This is a genomic window from Lyngbya confervoides BDU141951, assembly GCF_000817775.3.
GTDB lineage: Bacteria > Cyanobacteriota > Cyanobacteriia > Thermosynechococcales > Thermosynechococcaceae > Lyngbya > Lyngbya confervoides.
The window spans coordinates 18,438-38,837 of record NZ_JTHE03000041.1 but is presented as its reverse complement, the minus strand read 5'-3'; the positions used below and the strand labels follow the sequence as shown (position 1 = coordinate 38,837).

At 54.1% G+C, this 20,400-nt stretch carries 19 protein-coding genes; 8 read left to right on the top strand and 11 right to left on the bottom strand.

Features of this window, described 5'->3' with window-relative positions; translation table 11 throughout:
- Nucleotides 1-80 precede the first annotated feature (80 nt).
- From QQ91_RS06600 to QQ91_RS06590, 3 genes are read left to right on the top strand one after another with little or no spacing between them, the layout of a single operon-like run.
- Nucleotides 81-1,763 carry an ABC1 kinase family protein gene (locus QQ91_RS06600; protein ID WP_166281279.1) on the top strand — a complete coding sequence of 561 codons (1,683 nt, stop codon included), beginning with the start codon at nucleotides 81-83 and terminating at the stop codon, nucleotides 1,761-1,763.
- 54 nt (nucleotides 1,764-1,817) lie between these two features.
- Complete coding sequence (locus QQ91_RS06595) at nucleotides 1,818-2,195, top strand: hypothetical protein (protein ID WP_166281277.1); 378 nt, start codon at nucleotides 1,818-1,820, stop codon at nucleotides 2,193-2,195.
- Between the two features lie 44 nt (nucleotides 2,196-2,239).
- Nucleotides 2,240-2,800, top strand: coding sequence for a 3'-5' exonuclease (locus tag QQ91_RS06590; protein WP_166281275.1), 561 nt, complete (start codon nucleotides 2,240-2,242; stop codon nucleotides 2,798-2,800).
- 26 nt (nucleotides 2,801-2,826) lie between these two features.
- On the opposite strand, the gene QQ91_RS06585 is transcribed toward QQ91_RS06590, so the two are convergent.
- From QQ91_RS06585 to QQ91_RS06555, 7 genes are all read right to left on the bottom strand, one after another.
- Nucleotides 2,827-3,669: an N-acetylmuramoyl-L-alanine amidase gene (locus tag QQ91_RS06585; RefSeq protein WP_236096104.1), complete on the bottom strand. Its 843-nt coding sequence runs from the start codon at nucleotides 3,667-3,669 to the stop codon at nucleotides 2,827-2,829.
- Between the two features lie 235 nt (nucleotides 3,670-3,904).
- Nucleotides 3,905-5,038, bottom strand: a complete 1,134-nt coding sequence (locus QQ91_RS06580) for a quinone-dependent dihydroorotate dehydrogenase (RefSeq protein WP_166281273.1) — start codon at nucleotides 5,036-5,038, stop codon at nucleotides 3,905-3,907.
- A 61-nt stretch (nucleotides 5,039-5,099) separates the two neighbouring features.
- Nucleotides 5,100-5,807 (bottom strand): matrixin family metalloprotease, encoded by a 708-nt coding sequence (locus QQ91_RS06575; RefSeq protein ID WP_201277367.1) that lies wholly within the window; start codon nucleotides 5,805-5,807, stop codon nucleotides 5,100-5,102.
- Between the two features lie 200 nt (nucleotides 5,808-6,007).
- Complete coding sequence (secG, locus tag QQ91_RS06570) at nucleotides 6,008-6,244, bottom strand: preprotein translocase subunit SecG (RefSeq protein ID WP_166281269.1); 237 nt, start codon at nucleotides 6,242-6,244, stop codon at nucleotides 6,008-6,010.
- Nucleotides 6,245-6,326: 82 nt separating this feature from the next.
- Nucleotides 6,327-7,925, bottom strand: coding sequence for a 2,3-bisphosphoglycerate-independent phosphoglycerate mutase (gene gpmI, locus QQ91_RS06565; RefSeq protein WP_166281267.1), 1,599 nt, complete (start codon nucleotides 7,923-7,925; stop codon nucleotides 6,327-6,329).
- Between the two features lie 155 nt (nucleotides 7,926-8,080).
- A complete protein-coding gene (locus QQ91_RS06560; protein ID WP_250833275.1) occupies nucleotides 8,081-8,521 on the bottom strand; it encodes a hypothetical protein in 441 nt (146 codons plus the stop codon).
- Between the two features lie 109 nt (nucleotides 8,522-8,630).
- On the bottom strand, nucleotides 8,631-9,224 hold the full coding sequence (locus QQ91_RS06555) for an alpha/beta hydrolase (RefSeq protein ID WP_166281263.1): 594 nt from the start codon (nucleotides 9,222-9,224) through the stop codon (nucleotides 8,631-8,633).
- Nucleotides 9,225-9,473: 249 nt separating this feature from the next.
- Between QQ91_RS06555 and hisA the strand changes: the two genes are divergently transcribed.
- Nucleotides 9,474-10,247, top strand: a complete 774-nt coding sequence (hisA, locus tag QQ91_RS06550) for a 1-(5-phosphoribosyl)-5-[(5-phosphoribosylamino)methylideneamino]imidazole-4-carboxamide isomerase (RefSeq protein ID WP_166281261.1) — start codon at nucleotides 9,474-9,476, stop codon at nucleotides 10,245-10,247.
- A gap of 166 nt (nucleotides 10,248-10,413) precedes the next feature.
- On the top strand, nucleotides 10,414-12,060 hold the full coding sequence (locus QQ91_RS21625) for a protein kinase domain-containing protein (RefSeq protein ID WP_166281259.1): 1,647 nt from the start codon (nucleotides 10,414-10,416) through the stop codon (nucleotides 12,058-12,060).
- 21 nt (nucleotides 12,061-12,081) lie between these two features.
- Here QQ91_RS21625 and QQ91_RS06535 read toward each other — a convergent pair whose 3' ends face one another.
- The 3 genes from QQ91_RS06535 to QQ91_RS06525 form a co-directional block, all read right to left on the bottom strand.
- On the bottom strand, nucleotides 12,082-12,363 hold the full coding sequence (locus tag QQ91_RS06535) for a hypothetical protein (protein ID WP_166281303.1): 282 nt from the start codon (nucleotides 12,361-12,363) through the stop codon (nucleotides 12,082-12,084).
- 130 nt (nucleotides 12,364-12,493) lie between these two features.
- On the bottom strand, nucleotides 12,494-13,516 hold the full coding sequence (locus tag QQ91_RS06530; protein WP_166281301.1) for an ABC transporter permease: 1,023 nt from the start codon (nucleotides 13,514-13,516) through the stop codon (nucleotides 12,494-12,496).
- A 186-nt stretch (nucleotides 13,517-13,702) separates the two neighbouring features.
- Nucleotides 13,703-14,215, bottom strand: a complete 513-nt coding sequence (locus QQ91_RS06525; RefSeq protein WP_166281299.1) for an adenine phosphoribosyltransferase — start codon at nucleotides 14,213-14,215, stop codon at nucleotides 13,703-13,705.
- Nucleotides 14,216-14,401: 186 nt separating this feature from the next.
- Here QQ91_RS06525 and QQ91_RS06520 point away from each other — a divergent pair, with 186 nt between their 5' ends.
- Both QQ91_RS06520 and QQ91_RS06515 read left to right on the top strand, forming a co-directional pair.
- Entirely contained in the window at nucleotides 14,402-15,007 is a 606-nt protein-coding gene (locus QQ91_RS06520) for a DUF3038 domain-containing protein (RefSeq protein WP_166281257.1), read from the top strand.
- A 6-nt stretch (nucleotides 15,008-15,013) separates the two neighbouring features.
- Nucleotides 15,014-15,733 (top strand): DUF4335 domain-containing protein, encoded by a 720-nt coding sequence (locus tag QQ91_RS06515; protein WP_166281255.1) that lies wholly within the window; start codon nucleotides 15,014-15,016, stop codon nucleotides 15,731-15,733.
- Between the two features lie 104 nt (nucleotides 15,734-15,837).
- Here the strand turns inward: QQ91_RS06515 and QQ91_RS21620 are convergent, their stop codons facing one another.
- On the bottom strand, nucleotides 15,838-19,431 hold the full coding sequence (locus QQ91_RS21620) for an EAL domain-containing protein (protein ID WP_166281253.1): 3,594 nt from the start codon (nucleotides 19,429-19,431) through the stop codon (nucleotides 15,838-15,840).
- A 315-nt stretch (nucleotides 19,432-19,746) separates the two neighbouring features.
- Here QQ91_RS21620 and coaE point away from each other — a divergent pair, with 315 nt between their 5' ends.
- The gene (gene coaE / locus QQ91_RS06495) at nucleotides 19,747-20,391 is read left to right on the top strand and encodes a dephospho-CoA kinase (RefSeq protein WP_166281251.1); all 645 of its coding nucleotides are present in this window, start codon (nucleotides 19,747-19,749) and stop codon (nucleotides 20,389-20,391) included.
- Nucleotides 20,392-20,400: the final 9 nt, after the last annotated feature.

The following is a 20,400-nucleotide window of genomic DNA, read 5'->3' as shown; positions in this document are numbered from 1 at the left end:
CAAAGTTAAGTTTTCTTAACGTTAAGCGATATCTTTTACTCACCTTCCACTTCACGCGATCGCGGAGGTTTGCAGGAACCATGCCTTTTCAACGATACGATGCCAGGGAATTTGCTCGGTACTACCGATTTCGAGTAATTCAGACCTTCTGGCGATCGTTTCGTATCCTCTCCTCTCTTTTACGATTTTTTATCGGCCTGCAAACCGACGAAATTCTTGGTAATTCTGAGGCTCGGAGAATCCGGCGTGCCATTCATCTGCGCAAGATGCTTACCCATTTGGGACCCACCTTTATCAAGATTGGTCAAGCGCTCTCCACCCGCCCGGACCTCGTTCGCAAGGACTTTTTAGACGAACTCACCCTGCTCCAGGATCAGCTGCCGCCCTTTCCCACCCCTCAGGCCTTTGCCATCATTGAACAGCAGCTCGGTGAACCCTTAGAGGATATCTTTAAAGAAATTTCTCCCAAGCCCGTTGCCGCCGCCAGTTTGGGTCAGGTCTATCGGGGCCGGCTCTACACGGGTGAGGAAGTTGCCGTCAAAGTCCAGCGGCCCCATCTTGTCCCGAAAATTAGTTTAGATCTTTATATTCTACGCAAGCTTGTGGTGTGGCTAGAGCCGTTTTTACCGCTCAATCTCGGCCATGATCTCTCATTGATTGTGGATGAATTTGGAGGCAAGCTCTTTGAGGAAATAGACTACGAAAACGAAGCCAGCAATGCGGAGCGCTTTGCGCAGAACTTCCAGCAATATCCCTCCGTCAAAGTGCCCAGGATTTATCGCCGCTACTCTAGTCGGACGGTTCTGACCCTGGAGTGGATTGAGGGGGTCAAGCTCACCGCTACGCAGTGTCTCCTAGACGCCAATATCAAGAACGATGAAATGGTTCGCATTGGCGTTATTTCTAGCCTGCGTCAGCTCCTAGAATTTGGCTTTTTTCATGCCGATCCCCACCCCGGCAACCTGTTTGCGCTGCCAGATGGTCGCATGGCCTATATTGACTTTGGGATGATGGACCAGTTGGATATGGGCACCAAGGAAACCCTGGTGGACGCGCTGGTGCATCTGGTTAATAATGACTATTCCCGCCTTGCCCAGGACTTTATTAAGCTTGGTTTTCTGACGCCGGACATTGACATCACGCCGATTATTCCCGCCCTGGAGACCGTGTTCACGGACGTGATTGGCGTCAGCGTTCGAGAATTTAATTTCAAAACCATTACCGATCGCTTTGCGGAGTTGGTCTACGAATATCCATTTCGCCTACCGGCAAAATTCGCCCTGATCATCCGCTCTCTGGTGACTCAAGAGGGGGTAGCTCTATGCCTCAATCCTGACTTTCGCATTGTGGAGGTCAGCTATCCCTACATTGCACAACGGCTGCTCAGTGAGGAGACGCCGGAATTTCGACGCCGCCTCCTAGAGGTGCTGTTTAAAGACGGTAAATTCCAGTGGCACCGCCTGGAAAATCTGATTGCGATCGCCCAAACCGATCAAAGCTTTGATCTCATTCCCACCGCAGGGATGGGCCTACAATATTTGATGTCAGAGGAAGGCAAATTTCTGCGACGTCAGCTCATCCTAGCCCTGGTGGAAGACGACCGGCTCCATACCGAGGAAGTTCAGCGACTTTGGTCTCTCATCAAGGAAGATCTCAGTCCAGAGAAACTCTGGAGCGCTGCAGTGGGGGCGCTGAAAAGCTTTTCAGCGGAAACAGTTTCCGGATGGCCCCCCATGATAGCCTTAATGGGCAGTTCCAATTAGGGCTTCAGTGGGACAAGCTGAGGCTCGCATCCAGTTATCCAAGGATCTCAACCTGTGTACTTCTTTAACCCTCCCTATTTTTTGTTTGTGGCGAGCTTACTCGCCGCCATTGCTTGCGGCAAAGCCTTTGAAGCAACCTTAAAACAGCAGGTTGATCTGTGGTCTAAATCACGCTCCTCTCGAATTTTGCAGGAGCTTCAAGGCGCGCAGCTGCTCATTCCCTACTACGGCATTTGTCTGGGGACCCTCGTGTTTTTAGGCTGCGGCATGATGATTTTTGGCGTTCCCGCCTCTTTGAGCTTTGCCATGGCGCTTGTGCTAACCGTGTTCACGGGACTGTTGCTCTGGGTCCAGCTCGGCAAAATTCTGCAAATTCTCCAGGAAGGGGGATCTCAGGCCCTTGATCTAGATGCGCTAGAGCGCCGGTCATAGCGTCGATTGGCGGTGCCGAGGGTAAAGCCAATCTTAGGGATGCAGTGACTATCTTTGTCGCCATTGATTTTGAAACTGCGGACCGGGGTCGAGACAGTGCCTGTGCGGTCGGTCTGGTTCGCGTTGAAGGTAACGCGATTACCCAGCGGTTTTATGCCCTGATTCGTCCCCCCCGATCGACCTTTGAATTTACCCATATTCACGGTATTTGCTGGAATGATGTGCGAGATCAGCCCAATTTTGCACGGGTCTGGCCACTCATGCAGGAGTACATCCAGGGCGCGGACTTTTTAGTGGCGCACAACGCAGGATTTGATCAAAAGGTGCTGTATGCCTGCTGTGATTCCTACGGTCTGGCTAAACCTCTGCAGTCCTTTGTTTGTACCGTGCAACTGGCTCGCAAGACCTGGAAACTACGTCCCACCAAGCTCAATAATGTCTGTGAGTTTTTGGGGATTCAGCTGGATCATCACCATGCCCTCTCGGATGCTGAAGCCTGTGCCCAGATTGCGATCGCAGCCTATCGTAATTCCCCTAGGGCAGCTAGGGTTTCGTCAGCAGAGCCAGAAATCAGCGCTAGATCATCCCTTGACCTCCCCCTCTAGGAACCCTTCCTAATTCTTCCTAATTCTTAATAGAGCAGGGCTAGCAAATAATCTCGATCAAAGCTCCGGGGATCAGCCCGGGCTAGTTCGCGATCAATATCCCGGTGCAGGGCGATTCGTGCCGGGTCAATTTCTAGCTGCCGAATCAGCCAGGCAAGCGCGTCGTACTGCTCGAAGGTGTAGCCCAGGTGGGAGTCCACGGGCTTATCCTGAGCTTCCAACGGTGTTTCTAGGGAAATATGATAGGCAAAATTATTGACCGAAGAGGGATAGTTGGGGTTCGTTTGCACCGCCTCCGGACCATTGGGGCCGGGGAACTCGGAGTTTCCAGCCCCATAGGCTCGCTTCTCCGGCGGCACCAAATGCACAATGCGGCCATCGAGCAAAATCAGGGCATGGTAGCTAACTTGATCCTCGTCCCGAGGGTGCGGGGTTAAAAAGGTGTGGATTGCACTTTCTGCAGAACTGGTGGTTTCATGCAAAACCACTAAAATCTCTTGCTGAGCAGGATTGCCATTGACGTCCTGTGCCATGCGATCGCCATAATTACTGGGATCAATCTCCAAGCGATACTGCCGCGCCTCTGGACTGTAGAGAGACGTGTCGGAAAAGTCCCAGCGTTGATCCCACACGGACTCTAGACTCGTAGCTGCCAAGTTTTCTTCCCAATCCGTCCTCTCCTCCAGAGTTAGAGACTGAGTTAGAGACTGAGATCGAGTTTCCTCTGGAGTAATGGTTGGCAGGGTCGGACTCAAGCGAAATGCGGGCATAACGGGCTGAAGTGCTGGAGAGTGGGCGGCGCTCACCTCCTGTATTTGGGGAGCAGGATCTGCCTGATTGACCACTGGCTGCGTCTTTACAAGCGTCATCGCCGTCCCCGCGACCAGGCAAAAAAGGAAGGAAATAATTCCCGCTTCAATATACTTGCGCATCGCGCTCCTCGATGGATGAAGATCTGTTCCCCCCCATAGCCCGATGGACTGAGTCACCCGGATCGGTGCTACAGAACCCATCCCTAATCGGGCCCAACTCAATGCTTTTACGGAATCAGTTGGGGTGTCTATATTCTAAGAATTTTTTTAGCTGAAACTGTGACGAAAGCTGCTATTGATGATCCAGACCCACCGCATCTTGAAGGGAGTCAATCTGATATTCGTCCAGCTTTTGAATCAGGCCTTCAAGAATCTGCCGGACCAGGGTGGGTCCTTCGTAGAGCCATCCTGTATATACCTGCACCAGGGAAGCTCCCGCCGTAATCTTGGCCCAGGCATCCTCCGCCGTAAAGATTCCTCCCACCCCAATAACGGGCAGAGTTCCCTGGGTTTGCTGCCAGATCAGGCGAATCATTGCCGTAGCGCGATCGCGCACGGGCATCCCGCTCAAGCCACCCGCTTCCTCCTGGGGGGCCTGCCCGGTAGCCGGAATACGCTGTGTCTTGAGACCTGAACGCTGAATGGTGGTGTTGGTGGCAATAATGCCGGCCAAGGCCTGCGCCTGGGCAAGATCCACCACCGCCCGTAGATCTTCAAGGGCCAAATCGGGGGATATTTTCAGCAAAATAGGCTTTTTAGAGGTATTTTCTGTCATGATAGCCCCAATGATTGGGGCCAACTGCTCCACTGCCTGTAAAGACCGCAGACCGGGAGTATTCGGCGAACTGACGTTAATTACAAAATAGTCTCCAAGGGACTGGAGCAGCCGAAAGCTCTGCACATAGTCTTGATCCGCCCGATCTAAGGGCGTGACCTTTGATTTGCCGAGGTTAATTCCCAAGGGCGTTCTAGTGCGGCGACGCGATCGCGCTTCCTTTAAAGTCTGGGCCATCACCGCCGCTCCCTGGTTATTAAATCCCATCCGATTAATGGCCGCTAAATCCTCGGGCAGGCGAAATAGTCGGGGGCGAGGATTACCCGGCTGGGCCTGGTGAGTTACCGTCCCCACCTCGGTAAACCCGAAGCCAAGATGGGGCCAGATATTACTGGCCACTCCATCCTTATCAAAGCCTGCCGCCAGTCCCACTGGATTGGGAAAGGAGAGGTGCCACAGATCTTGACTCAGGCGAGGATCTTGCACCCCCAACTGCCGGCCCAAGCGATCCAGGCTCCACTGGACCCAGGGGTTTGCATAGGCGCGATCGCCTTGGGCACAAAGCCCCATCAGCTGACGCTGCACCGTTTCTGGATCAGCCCTGAAGCCAGAAAAAATCATCGGTCGCAACAGGGTTTTATATAAATTCATTAGCTCACCTTCCAGAAGCAACTCAACCGTTGACGGTCGTACCCATCAGATTTTGGCAAGGTCACGAGTTGGGACAGTAGCCTGGAGCCGGCCAGCCCAAGAGGGTCGGCTGCTGGTAGATCCGCTTTAAGGTATTGATATCGCGATCCGAAATAGGTGGCGGCTGACGCACCTGAGCGGCGTACAGCACATCCTCCGGGTTTGGACTATGGCCCCAAATTCCCAGGGCATGGCCAAGTTCATGGCGGGTGGCAGCCCGAATATACTGACTGGCCTGGGTAGGGCTAATCTGCACCTGAAAACGATGCGCTAGGCGATCCCCATCGCAGTAGGCCGCCGGGATCGCTTGCCCCGATCGCACTCGGCCTTGACTGGTCCGATTGGGCTTAACCTGTTCAATGACAATATCGGCGTTGGGGGTTTGGGTTTGCTGCAGTGGGAAGTATTTCTGCCATTCCCCGATGGCTTCATTCACGCCCTGTTGCCAAAGCTGACTGCGTTGAGCATCTTGAAACTGCGAAGGGGCAACATACACAGAAACTGGGCGATCGCCCCACACCAAGTATCCTACGGACAGCTGTGAAATCTGGTCAAAATAATCCTCTGAGGTCTGGGTTGGTGACCAGGTCTGCAGGATTGCTGGCAGAGGATGAGGCTTCGGATCCAAAGTCCCTGGGGCCGCTTGGGCGATGGCGACAGATGGCCGCCCCTCCTCGTGCAGGACAGGCGAACCCAGCCCAGTGCAGAGGAGAGCCACTAAACTGACCATCGCCACAAAACGGAACCGGACATCGGAGCCAAGTTTAATTAGACGTCTGAGGGTTCCTCCCACCGCTCCCATGCTTCCTTTCTTCTCGATAGCGAAACCTTTCCGCTTGAGGCGCTGCTTCTCCCTAACCCACTCAGGTGCCCCCTGGCTGATCTAATTCTGCGTAGCGCAAATCAGCAAGAGCTAGACTGCAGCCTGGATTAGGTCAACAGCGTCAAAATCTTTTCGGAACTTAAAATCACGGTTATGCCCATAAAGAGGACTGCCAGGGTCCAAGTAGCCCGATTAAGCGTCGCCTCCGCACTTTTTGTACTCGTAAAGAGTTGGGCTTGGCCGCTCAGGCTCAGCCCATCCCCCTTGGGACTGTGGAGCAAAATTAGAATCACCAGCCCAACCGCTGAAAACACCCAGATACCCTGAAGAATTTGAACTAGCATAAAGAATCCGATAGGAAAAACTGAAAAAAACAATAGTGATTAGCGCGTCAGAACAGAAGCATTCAGCTTCTATTCCGAGGCGTCACAGACCAATGCGAACGGGGGTGCGATTGGTCCGACTCTCGACGTCGCTTCCCACAATCAGGGAATGACCGGTCATCTCAGGAGGTTGCTGGATTTGTAAAATGTGCAAAATTGTGGGCGCAATATCCGCCAGACAACCATCTTGGCTGAGGTTTAAATCCGTGCCGAATCCGGGGATTTTCCGCTTTTCCCCCTCTAAGACAATGAACGGCACCGGATTAGTGGTATGAGCGGTCCAGGCATTGCCTTGCTCGTCACACATCACCTCAGCATTGCCGTGATCCGCAGTAATAAGCAAGGTGCCGCCCACCTTACCCACGGCCGCCACCAGCGATCCCAAGCAAGTATCTACGGCTTCTACGGCTTCCACAGTGGCGGACATATCTCCGGTATGCCCAACCATGTCGGTGTTGGCATAGTTAATCACCACAAGGGCATACTCTTGGCGCTCAATGGCCGCAATGGCGTCTTCCGTCACCTGTTGGGCAGACATTGCCGGGGCTTTGTCGTAGGTTGACACCAGCGGACTGGGCACCAAGTGCCGATCTTCTCCAGGAAAAGGCTCCTCGATGCCGCCGTTAAAAAAGTAGGTCACATGGGCATATTTCTCAGTTTCCGCGATTCGGAACTGCTTCAGCCCCTGCTGAGCAATGACATCCGCCAGGATATTTTTAAAGCTTTGGGGCTCGAAGGCCACTTGAACCGGCAGTTGGGGACCATACTGCGTGAAGGTAACAAAGGCTAGGTTCTTCAGGAGCGATCGCTCAAATCCAGAGAATTCTGGGTCAACAAAGGCTTGGGTGAGCTGCCGAGCCCGATCAGGGCGGAAATTAAAAAACACCACCCCATCCCCCGCTTCAATACTCCCAGATCCGATGCGCGTGGGGGTCAGAAACTCATCGGTTAAATCTTGATCGTAGGCTGTTTGAATCACGTCAATTGCTGACTGCGCCTGCATCTCTGCCTCATCAGTCATGACTCGGTACGCTTGAGCCGTGCGATCCCAGCGCTGATCTCGATCCATGGCGTAGTAGCGTCCGCTCAGGGTCACCAATCGCCCAATTCCAAGGTGGGACAGCTCTGCGATCAAGCGCTGAATTTCTTCTTTGGCAGCGCGGGGAGGCGTGTCCCGCCCATCTAATATGGCGTGGATACAGACATCTTGCAGGCCTTGAGCCTTGGCTAACTCCAGTAACCCGAACAGGTGACTGACGTGGGAATGAACGCCACCCTGGGAGCACAAACCAACCAGGTGCAGCTTGGTTCCGCGTTGTGCCACTTGCTGACAGACCTGAACAAGCGCAGAGTTTTCTAAAATCGATCCATCTTCGACCGCATCAGAAATTCGCACCAGTTCCTGGGGAACTACTCGTCCGGCCCCGATGTTTAAATGGCCGACCTCAGAGTTACCCATCTGACCCTCTGGAAGGCCCACCGCTTTCCCCGATGTGTTGATGAGGGTTCGAGGATAGGTGTCCCAGAGACTGCTAATGACAGGGGTTTGGGCCGCGGCAATCGCATTACAGCGGGTATCATCCCGATAGCCCCACCCGTCCAAAATTGCTAGGACAACCGGGGACACTGAAGGGGGTGTCATAATTACCGACGTTCCTCTAGGCTTTCAATTGGGTAAAATAATAGCATTTTGAACCAACCTTAAAAAAATATTAAGCGTTGCGATTGGTTCAACTTTGACAATCTCTTTTGAACGTGCCTTGGTTATAGAATTTAGCGGGATTAATGCTTTAAACCTCAAACCTTCACAAATTCCCAGACCTGAAGGCCAAGCCCCGCTACGCTGATGATTGCAGCGACCACTAGAATCAGCCCGGCACCGGCTTTCACCTGAGCGCGCCATCCCGATACTCTGAGGTTAGCATACAAATCCCGAGAGCTGGGAACCGGATATTCTCCGGTGCGAAACACCTGCCAAGTTTGAGGTCCTAACCAAAGGGCAAAAATGACCAGCCCCATGCTCAGGAGGGTGGTCCCCAGTATCCACCAGGCGCTCAGCCAAGGTAGGGGTTCGGCTGCCTGCCCTCCTGCTACCCAAGAGCTGAGAAGTTCCAGGTAGCGATCGCTGCCATGGGTGACCACTCCTGCAAACCCGCAGCTAGCCAACACACCGTACATAACCCTGCGACCTCCCTTCAAAAGGTGCAGGATCAAGGGGACTTTATCTGCAATCATCATCGTCCGTTCTACATGATTCAACAATGGGACAGGCTTTGCGTTTGATCTTCAGGGCGGTTGCCAGCCCCCCTGAGCATCCTGATGTTCCGCGTCGTGCCCAGATCCCGACCTACTTCAGAAACGAGCGGACTCCCCTTTGTAGCAGGTCAAACAGGGGGGAGATCGCCCGTTGACGGTTGAGTACCCCATCAATTTGACGATAGGTGGCCACGGCACGATCCACTTCAACCTCAACCACTGGGGTTGGGTAGTTTTCCAGGATCTCCACGAGGGTCACCTGGTTATCTCCGGCAGCCGATAGCACTAAAGCTGAGCGTAAGGCTTCTCGTCGCCCCTGTTCTTGGGGGGGGGAGATATATTTTCCCGCTTCGTCAAGGATGAGATTTCCCGGAATGCTATTTAACCCAGAGTCCAGGGTGAGCACATTTACGTTCATGGGGTCGGTCAATTTTGCTCGAAGACTTTCAGGGGACTGCTTGGCAAGTCTGAGATAGGTATTGAGCTGCCGGGACGGCTTGCCGGTGTCGGCCAGGGTGCGTAGATCCTGAATCGGCAGCGATCGACGAATGGGGCCATATTTCATCACAATGGTTTCTGCGGCCATCGCGGGCGCACTCCAGCCCAGGAAAATCCCCAGAAGTGCCACCCAAGCTGCCTTTCGGCTGGTGCGGCCAGTTTTTCGAAAGTTCCCATGGTTTGCCATATCAATACTCCAATGATTAGGGGCTGCTGCCTTTGCGACAATCCACACGCCTCTAGCAGCGGTTGAAAATAGGGAACGCACAGCCTTCAGCTTAGTGCATTTCTTAGATCGCTACAGAGGGTGCCGCAGATCCTGGGCCTAGCTCGTCCAAGCCCATCCAAGTACACCGAATCTGCAGGGGCGTTAATTCCCTCCAGGATGCCCAAGAATTGTATAGTGAGTGACACCGACTCAAGATCAAACGTTCCCATGGATGTAATCCCAGCCATTGACCTCCTTGAGGGAAAATGTGTCCGTCTCTATCAGGGAGACTATCAGCAGTCTGAGGTTTTTTCAGAGGATCCCGTGGCCATGGCGCAGCACTGGCAACAGATGGGGGCCCCCTGGCTGCATTTGGTGGATCTCGACGGTGCGAAGACGGGGGAGCCCACTAATTTAGGGATCATTGCCCAAATTGCTGAGGCTCTATCGATTCCCATTCAAGTCGGGGGGGGACTACGCAGTCGCGATCGCGTTGCGGCGCTTTTAGCCCTTGGGGTGCAGCGCGCAATCCTGGGAACGGTTGCCCTCGAAAACCCAGACCTGGTGCGATCGCTCTGTCAAGAATTTCCGGGACAGATTCTAGTCGGCATCGATGCCCGTCATGGCAAAGTGGCCACTCGGGGTTGGCTGGAAACCTCAAGCACCGATGCGCTGAGCCTGGCCCAGAGGATGGAAGGCTGCGGCGTGAGTGCCATTATTTACACCGATATTCAGCGAGACGGAACGCTCAGCGGCCCGAATCTTCCTGCACTGCGAGAGATGGCCACAGCCCTTAGCATTCCGGTAATCGCCTCTGGAGGCATCAGCTCCATCACCGATTTACTGAGCCTGCTGAGTTTAGAGATGGAGGGGGTATCCGGTGCCATCGTAGGACGAGCGCTCTACACCCATAACCTCAACTTCAAAGAAGCGCTCCAAGCTGTTGGACCAGGACGACTTCAGGACGTGCCAGGACCGTGGGGATCAACGGCAATTGGCTAGCCCCTTGCGGAGATCAGCGGCTGGCGCTGAGACGCCAGTTCCCCTGGTCTCAAACCGGTGATCACAGCCGCGAGTCCAGGGCGAGAGTAAGATAGGATGCGATTTGATCGCCCTCCCTGGAGATCTAGACCGTCTAAACCGGCTGGATCGGCATATCGTAAGCAGCATGGAACAACGACTTGACGGCCGCTATGAACTAATTCAAGCCCTGGGCAAAGGCGGCTTTGGCAAAACCTACCTGGCTCGAGACCTCAGAATTCCTGGATATCCCCAGTGTGTTGTCAAGCAACTGCACTGCACCAGCCAGGATCCGAAGGATCTTCAGCTCGCCCAGGAGTTATTTCAACGAGAAGCCGCTACTCTGGCCCGCCTGGGGCATCACGACCAAATTCCCCGACTGCTGGCGTACTTTGCCGAGCAAGGGGAATTCTATCTGGTTGAGGACTACATTGAGGGGCAGGCGCTCAGTGAGGAGCTAGGAATAACTCAGCAGTGGCCAGAGGCCAAGGTCGTCAAGCTTTTACAAGATGTGCTGCAGGTGCTGACCTACGTGCACAGCGAGGGTGTCATCCATCGAGACATCAAGCCCGAGAATTTAATTCGCCGTCGCAGCGATGGTCGCCTGGTCCTAATTGATTTTGGCGCTATCAAGCAGCTTGAGCAGGGCCATTTCTTTCCCGGTGGTGCCATCCGCACCGGAACGTCCATCGGCACCCAGGGATATATGCCCCCCGAACAGGCCCAGGGAAAACCTCGACCCAACAGTGATATCTATGCCCTGGGAATGCTGGGGATCCACGCGCTGACCGGCCATCCTGCCTATGGACTGCCCGATAACCCTCATACGGGGGAAGTAGAATGGCAGCAGTTCGCAACGGTGAGTCCTGAATTGGCGCAAATCCTGAATCAAATGGTACGCTACCATTTCCAAGCTCGCTATCAAAGCGCCACCGAGGTTCTACGCGATCTCAATCAGCTGAGTTCCAAGAGGGCGGCTCCCCCGAATCCTGGACCTATGCCTCCAGCCCCCAGGGCAGAGCCCATGGCTGCCTCTCAGCCCACGGGTCCCACACTTGCAGTCAGTCCTGCCTCTTGGGACTCTTCGTCCACCATGCCTCCCCCGGTGCAATCCCCCTCGCCTCAAGGCCGTCCCCCACACTCAGCGGCGCCCGCCCGGCGCCCGCCGTCGGTCTACCCCTGGCTGGTCGGCCTTACCCTGGCCTTGGTGATTCCTGGGGTGGGCGGTGCAATTTATCTGCTGCTCAACCCGGACTCGATGTCTTTGGTCAAGCGCGACCGGACGCCTGCCGCCGTCACCCCAAAAACCTGTGTTGCCATTGTGCGCGGCAACATCCGCAGTACGCCCACGTCCCGACTGGGAAATCAAAATCTCCTGCGATCGGCGCAAGGGGAAGCCCTCACCATTGGCCGAAAAGAAACGCCTGGGGGATGGATTGAATTACAACTTGCCTCCGGGGAAGTAGGCTGGGCACACCTTGACGTAATTCAAAATGAGTTTGCCCTGAGACGGTGCCTCCAGGATCGCAACCTTCAGCTCCAGCAGGTTGCAGATATTCCGGCCCCCCCGGTTTCCGCGCCGGATCCCGATCCCCTGCCCCCCTCGCCAGAACCCAGTCCGGATCCCAGTCCGGATCCGGACCCGGCCCAAAGTCCAGAGGTTTCACCGACTCCTAGCCCTACTCCGACCTCCCCAGAGGCGTCGCCCACGCCTAGCCCCTCTGCAGATCCGGCCCCGGATCCGGCTCCAGATTCTGCCCCAGATCCAGCTCCGACTCCAGAGGCAGAGGAATGAGTGCGCGCCCATGCGCCTTTTTTATGGAGTGGGCTCTCCCCTCAAGGGCTGATGCATAAATTGGATGCGCGGGGTGAGGTAGTCCTGAACCCACCCAATCCCTTGAAATTCCCATCGCGCCATCACAGCCTGGAGTTGAGGGGACGACAGGCTGTGCACAGCAAAGCGATCGCTCACTTCCGGGGCATGGGTGTTGACATATCCCAACGCCTCCGCCTGTTCAGAAAAGACCAGTAGATATTTCACTGCAGTGTGGGGATCGGGGCAGGCGTAAAGATACTGCCCGTCTTTCTTGGACTGCATTACATGATAAAAGGTCAGCACCGGAAAGCACCTGATAAGCCATTGGGTCTATCTTGCTGAAATTTCTGGCCGTCGACCAGCCATGATGCCAAGCAAGGTCTTTTCCTGACTGGGCGAAGCCCGCCAAAGGTTAGCTGTGGTCCCCCGCGCTCACTCTGGGATCAACCACCTGGAGCAACAAATCAGCGATAAGATTGCCCAGCACTAACATGGCTGCCCCCATCATTAAGCTCGCCATGACCAGATTCTGATCTTTTAACAACACAGCCTGGAGGGTTAATCGCCCCAGTCCGGGCCAATTAAAAAACACTTCAGCAATAAAAGCGCCGCTGAGCAAACTTGCCAATTCAAATCCCAGCAAGGTGATCAGGGGATTCACAGCGTTGCGTAGGGCGTGCACATAGATCACCCGATTTTCCGGCAGTCCCTTTGCTCGCGCCGTTTGAATGTAGTTCTGGCGCAGCACGTCTAGCAGATTTCCCCGCATAATCCGCTGTAGTCCTGCGTAGCTGGTGACGCTGAGCGCTAGGGTGGGCAAAATCATATGCCAACCGACATCCAAAACCTTTCCCAGGGTGGAAAAATCCGCATGGTCAATACTGGTCATATTGCCCACAGGAAACAGGGGGGTACTCTGCGCCAGAAACAGAAACAGCAGCGCTGTGATGAAGCTGGGAAATCCCTGACCGACATAGCTAAAAACCTGCAAGGAGCGATCGCTCCAGCGATTCTGATTAACTGCGCTCACGATGCCTAGGGGAATGGCAATGCTCCAGGTTACGAGGATTGAGGCAATCGCCAGCAGTAAGGTTGCCGCCACTCGCTCCAAGATGAGGTCAAAGACCGGACGCTGGTAGGCAAAACTTTCGCCAAAATTTGGAGGCCAGCGCAAAATTTGCTTCAGCCACAGCCAATATTGAACCTGGGCCGGTTGATCTAGGCCAAACTGCCTTGTTAATTCCTCAATGCGCTCCGGCGAAATTTGCGGGTTATTTTTTAAGGTGTCTAAGTAGTTTCCCGGCGTTAGCTGAATAATGGCAAAGCTTAACACCGAGACCAGAAATAGCGTCAAAATGCCCTGAAGGAGACGTTTGACCGTGTAGGCAAAGGCATCACTAGAGAGAAATCGCATCAGCGATCGCCCCAGCTTCATAAACCAGGGCTGCTGAACGGATTGAGGCTGAGGGACGACCATGGCAAAAGGACTAGACACTATACCGGTGCAATGCAAGAGCGAGGAAAACTGTGCCCTAGCCTGGCTTTGCAGCGGCCAAAGCGGAGCCTTCTACCAGCTGAGCATAGGGGTCAATCGCTCTGCGTGAGAGCATCATAGCGCACCTCAATATTGAATCAGAGACATCACTGGATGGCTGTCCAGCTTTTGCCGTCCCCCCAAATCCTCCAGCTCAATAATGAAGGCAAACCCCACCAGCTGAGCCTGAGTTTTTTGGACCAGCTTTGCCGCCGCTTGTGCCGTTCCTCCCGTGGCCAGAAGATCATCCACAATCAGCACGCGACTCTGCGGCCGGAGGGCATCTTGGTGAATTTCTAAAGCATCTGTGCCGTATTCTAGGTCATAACTCATGGAATGAACCTCAGCCGGTAGTTTGCCAGGTTTGCGCACGGGCACAAACCCAGCGCTTAAGCGACAGGCCAAGGGAGTTCCAAATAAAAACCCCCGAGATTCAATCCCCGCAACATAGTCGATTCCCTGACCGTCAAATCGATGAACTAGCTGCTCAATGACAAAGCTAAGACCCTCTGGACTTTGCAGGAGCGTTGTAATATCCCGAAATAAGATACCGGGCTTTGGAAAATCAGGAATTTCGCGGATGAGTGCCTTGAGATCCATGCGTGACATGATTGAAAGTACGACCAAAATCCTACACCAGAAGATCGGTTCCCACCGCTTCCTGCTGCAATCCACCGGTAGGGTAGACAATAGAGGGAGGAGTAGACGTCCTGCCTCGCCCGATCAAAGATGGAACTCGGGCAATATAATCAGTAACGCCTCTTCAGAGATCGCCTTCAATTACCCATGCAAGCCACGATAAATCCAGAACAACCGATCCCTTATATTTTGGAAGATCTACCAAAACTGGAGATTCCGGGGGAAGTCTGCCCAAGAAGGAGCCGAATAAACCTTGATTTTCTCCTGATAGCCTTAGAATCCCTGGATTTAGACGCGGCAGAGCATCTCAAAGGCGGCATTCGTGAACTACAGCTCACCACTCTTATCAAGAATCGGGTGGCTCTGTGGCGAATTCGTAACTCGAATCCGCTGCGTCGGTTCAGCAAGCGACGTCCTCTTTCACTGGTGGAAGCTCAAGCACTGGTGGCGCTCATTTGCTATCTATCTCGTCGTCAAACCGCGCAAATTCGGCAGTTGCTGATTGCCAATGCTCAGCTCCAGGCTGAAAATTTAACCCCCGACCACCACTTTCAGCTGTCCCAATATCTGGAGCGCTTTCGAGGACACTTTCGCAGTCGCATGAATCCTAACCGGAGTGCAGTGGCGCTCTACGGTTCAGCAGAGGACCTCAATCAACTCGCCCTCTCGCTGCTGCAAAAGGCGCTATTCTGCACTGGAACCGCGGGAATGCAGCGTCTTTGGACCAGTCTGTTCGATGGAGAGGTGGCCTAGGGCGTTATGATCACGATTCAACGACAGTACAGCTTGCCAAACTGCGTCCTGATGCTGGAGGGGTTTAATACCGACAGCGACCCCTCAAGTCGCCCCCCGCTGACAACCCTGACCCACTTTGAATGCCACTTTGCCAACGAATCCACCGTGATTGAGGGCGATCGCGATCTCCTGAACGCCCTGGCACAGCAAGTTCATGCCCAGGCTCAAGCCATTCTCAGCGGAGTTGATCGGAAGTCTAACAGCCCTGTTAAGGAAGAGTTACGCCTAGAACCGGTGGGTCAGGACACCTTTTTACTGCAAATTCCCCGTAGGCTCCTGCATTCGCCCGAGGAACCCCTCCAGGATTTAAAGCTGGAACTCAGTGCTGTGCAGCTGTTTGATCTCCTAGAGGCGCTAGATCAGCTCATGGAGGATACCCAAACCTTACCGGAGTTTTCCCTGAGGCTCCGCCCGCTTTCTCGCAAAGAGGTGGGGGCTGGGCAAGGCCTGGGACAGCAGGTGATCGCCTTTGGACTGGGGGTGGTCAGCCTGGCAGCTGTGGCGGGGATCGCCTTTATCCTCCCTACGCCAGAAATCAAGAAGCCTGAACCCATGGATCAGGAAAGCATTCCCAGCGAAGAGGTCATTCCTCCAGAAGCCACGCAGCCCCCACCGGATGCTCCCAGGCCAAATACCCCAGGGGATACACCAGAAGCCTCACCCGAAACCTCACCCGGGACCTAACTACTCACCCGGGACCTAATTAAGGGGATAGGGGATCAATTGTGGGGACGGAACCAAGGGAACGAAGCGGGGCGAACTCAAGGGGGCGAACTCAATGAAGGGTTTCAATGAAGGGTTGCTCGGTTAATCGAGGTTCGGATAGACATCAGTACCTCTGACAGGGAGGTCTGTTCCGAGGGCTCCATCCCTAGAGTTGATAGAACAATACGCACCTTGGTGACCACGTCCACCATGTTGCCAAAAATATTGTGCTCTGGAAATGCTGAGAGTAAATCCTTGGCCCCTTGATTGATGGCCCACTGTCGTTCCGAGGCCGGGACATGGGTACGGGAACCACTGGTTAAAATAATTTGTAGATCTTGATATTCCTGACCACACCAACGGCAAAAGCTGTAGGGATTGGGTTTAATGACCGTCATATCCAGGAGTAACAGATCTGGAAGAGGCTGGTGGGTCTTCGTCCGCTGCTCTAGAAGCTGTACCAGGTCAACGTTAGGCTGCAGCCAGATTAAGGATAGGCCCTGGGATGTGAGTGCTTCGCGCCAGACCTCACCCTGCAGCTTGGAAGACTGCATCATTAAAACCGTCTTCGGGGAAGGTAGCCCCCCAGAGGGGGTTTCATCAATGGCAGAAACGTTGGAAGGCATAAAAAACTCTAGGTGAGTCTGGCCAACCATAAGGCGATCGCCCCCCTTGAGTAATACCGGCATGGTCACCCGCTGCTCATTGACAAAGGATCCGTTCCCGCTGCCCAAATCCACAAAGTAAACATCACCATTGCTCATGCACTGCAGTTCTGCATGGTAGCGAGACACCCATCGATCCGGTAAGACAATGGCGCTATCCGTGCTGCGCCCAATGGTCCAAGACTGTCGACCAAACAGAGAAAGCTGCGATTGCTGAGTCTCAGAGTTGAGGATAATTGCAGGTGCATTGAGGGAAGAACTGAACTCGTCACGGTGAATGTTATGGCTTTCCCAATGGGTTTCTATCTCTGCTGCGGAACAGGGTTTGGCAAAAAACCACCCCTGACCTTGATCGCATTTAAAGGCCCGCAGTTGCGCCAGCTTGGGGCCATCTTCAATGCCTGCACAGCCAACTTGACAGTTGAGTCTGCGGGCCGCAACCACAAGGGTGCGAACTTTTTCTAGACTGGCTTCACTTTCCATACAGAGAATCAAAGCCGGATCAAGCTTCACCTCATCAACCACGGCAGCCAGCATCTCGTTATCAGTTGTCGAGAGATCCAGGCCACTGACGCGGTCCAAACAAATCGTGACCCCAAGCTCCTTGAGCCGCTGCAGACGTCGATGCAGGTCCTCCACGCTCATCGACTCGAGGACCCCTGACAGTTCTAGCTTCAGCTGCAAAGGCTCTATGGCGTATTGATCCAGCACGTGCCGCAATCTAGGCACCAAATCAGGCGACAGCAGTTGCTGGGGATTCAAGTTAATCCCCATCGATAGCGGTGGTCGCGGCTGATAGCGCTGTTGCCAAGTCTGGAGCTGCGCACAGGCTTGCTCTAGCACCTGCCAGCCCATGGGCAAAATTAAGCCGCATTCCTGGGCAATCTCCAAAAAATCCTGGGGGAGTAGCAACCCATGGTTGGGATGGTGCCAGCGCAGCAGCGCTTCAAAACCCACGAGTCCCTCAGAACTTAAATCAAACACAGGCTGGAAATATAGCGTGAAGGCGTGGGTTTCAAGGGCCTGGCGCAGGTTGGCCTCTAGCTGGAATGCAGCCACTGAACCGGGATGCATGCTGGGTTGAAATAGAACGTAACGCGCCTTCCCTGCCTCCTTCGCCTGATACAGGGCAATATCCGCATTGCGCAGTAAATCCTCTGGCTGTTCGTAGGGATGACAACAAAGGGCGATGCCAATCGTTGCCGATGCGGAAACGCTGGGATGATCGGCTACTTCAAAGGGGGGACGTAGCGCCTCTAATAGGCGATCGGCAATGATTGTCACGTCTTCGCGGAGATTGATTTGTGGCAATAGGATCGTAAATTCATCCCCTCCCAAGCGGGCTATGGTATCTCCCGGACGCAGACAGTCGGCCAATCGTTTAGCCACGCCCTCTAAGATCCGATCGCCCACCAGATGCCCTAGCGTATCGTTAATTTCCTTAAAAGAATCAATATCGACAAACAGTACCGCAAACAGGTGGTCATGATTGCGGCGATAGGCGCGATAGGTATGCCGCAGTCTCTCTAAAAATAAAACCCGATTCGGTAAACCCGTTAGGCTATCGTAGAGGGCGTTCTGACGCAGCTGCGCCTCAATATTTTTGTGGGTTGAAATATCGTGAAAGCTTCCATAGGTGCCGATTAACTTTCCCTGATTTGAAAGGGTGGCCTGCACCTCCATCGACAGCCAGCGCGCCTCACCCGATTTCGTCATCAGCTGCATTTCCTGGGAGTAAAAATCCATTTGCCCCTCTAGTAAAGCCTGGAAGGCATCAAGGGTGCGCTGGCGATCCTCCGGCACCACTAAGTCAATGAGGGGAGTGCCAATGCTTTCCTCAATGCTGTAGCCTGTCAGCGCCTCCCAAGCAGGATTTAAATAAACCCAGCGTCCATCTAGATCGGTATTGAAAATCACGGTTTTAATGTTTTCCAAAACCTCCCAAGGGGTGGAGGAATCCTCAGCAATTCCAGGATCTGGAGCGGGGGGCGCAAGATGCGTCTCCGCAGGAATCACCCAGCCAATCACGCGAACGGGATCGCCGCGATCGCTCCGAAGCACCCGACCTTGTTCTGACACGGCCAAGGTCCGATCTTGATCATCCACCACCCGATAGTCCAGCTCAAACAGATCGGTCTGTTTCCAAATACCTTCAAAAAATGTCGTCACCCGCTCACGATCTTGAGGGTGAACGAAACGAAGCCAATCCTCAACTTCTTCAAAGGCCGTCGCCGCCGCTTGTTCCCGGTGATCCTCCAACCCGCCGAAGACCGCAGCGAGGGGCGGAATCCGCTCCACCTCTCCAGAGATGAGATTCCAGTCATAGGAAAACCCTTTTAAAGAAGAACCCAGGATTTCCAGGCGCTCTAGGTAGCGCTGTTGCTGTCCCATTTGCTGGCGACGCCACACCAGGCTACCAAGATAGTGAGCCAGGGTTGTCGCCCAGATGGCGATCTGATGGGCCTCCGGCAACGGAAGAGGCGAGGCTAGAGATAGGACCCCCACCGTCGTAGCGGCTCCCGGCAGAGGCACCTTAATCAGCGTCTGCACCCCTGTTCCATCTTCCGGTTGGAAGGGAAAGCAAGCCTTAGGCTCTAACCCAGGATCAGCGGCAGCAGAGAATACCTGAGCCAGACCGGTCTCGATCGCTTTTTGAGAGAGCGTCAAGTCTGGTTCTAGACCCGATTCTAAATCAGCAGGTCTGAGGGATAGGGGCTGGCAATAACGTTCGGTGCGAGCCGTACTCGCCGCCACCGTTAGGGTTTGAGTGTTTGCCTGATAAAGCTCCACAGCCACCAGCGGAAACTGAATGGTCTGACTTAACTGGTTGACGACAGACTGGAGAAACTGCTCCACTGGACCCGTTTGCTGATCGAGTTCTGCGATTTGTTGGAAGGCCAGTAAAACTTGACTCCCTAACATCACCTGTCGATGCGCGGACTGGGTAGAAACCGCGAAAACAGGATTTACAAAGCTTGAGGGAAAGAACCTTTGGAAAGGATTACCCGACATAGATGTCAACTCAGTAAAAACAGCTGGAACCAATAGGTCTTGGAGCTAAGACGACAACATCTTTTTTTATTTCGCAGCTCAAAGTCGATTAGTTTTTCTATCCTAATGGATCCTGTTCGCTAGAATAGCGCTCCGTTAGGAGCAGACAAAGGCATGGAACAAATCGTGCTTCTTTTCCCAATCGTCCACTCCTCCGGGTGACAGTCGTGCCCCCCATTGCTCTCACCGGCAGGACGGAACCCCATTGATCTTGACACGAGGCCGCCGATTTGACTCAATTAGCGTCACCCACTGCTCCCTCCCCCCTCCAATTCCATGAAAAGAATTATTGGCCTCACAGGCGGCATTGCCACTGGCAAATCCACTGTGTCCGGCTACCTAGATCAGCATTACTCCATGACAATTCTCGATGCAGATCACTTGGCCCGCGCAGCCACAGCGCCTACCTCCCCATTATTTCGCCCACTCACCCAGCATTTTGGATCTGCAATTTTGGCCCCCGATGGCACCCTCAATCGTCCTCGACTGGCTCAAATCATTTTTTCTCAAGCGCCGGAACGTCGCTGGTTAGAAGCCCTGATTCATCCCTTCGTGCGCGATCGCCTCACCCAGGCCAGGCAGAACTTTTTATCCTACCCAAACCCAACTCCCCAGCCGCATCCGCAGGGCCTACCGCCGATCCTGGTCATGGTCATTCCGCTGCTGTTTGAAGCCGACATGGTGGATCTAGTCACGGAAATTTGGGTGGTCAGTTGTGATCGAGTTCTGCAGATCCGCCGCCTGATGGAGCGCAATGCCTTGAGCTATGAGCAAGCCCAGGAGCGCATCCATAGTCAGTGGCCCTTAAGAGAAAAAATAAACCGAGCCGATGTCGTGCTGGACAATAACGGCACCCTTGAGGCTTTGTATCGACAGGTGGACCAGGCCTTGCTGCACTTCCCGGAAACCACCCAACCTTGACCCTCGCAA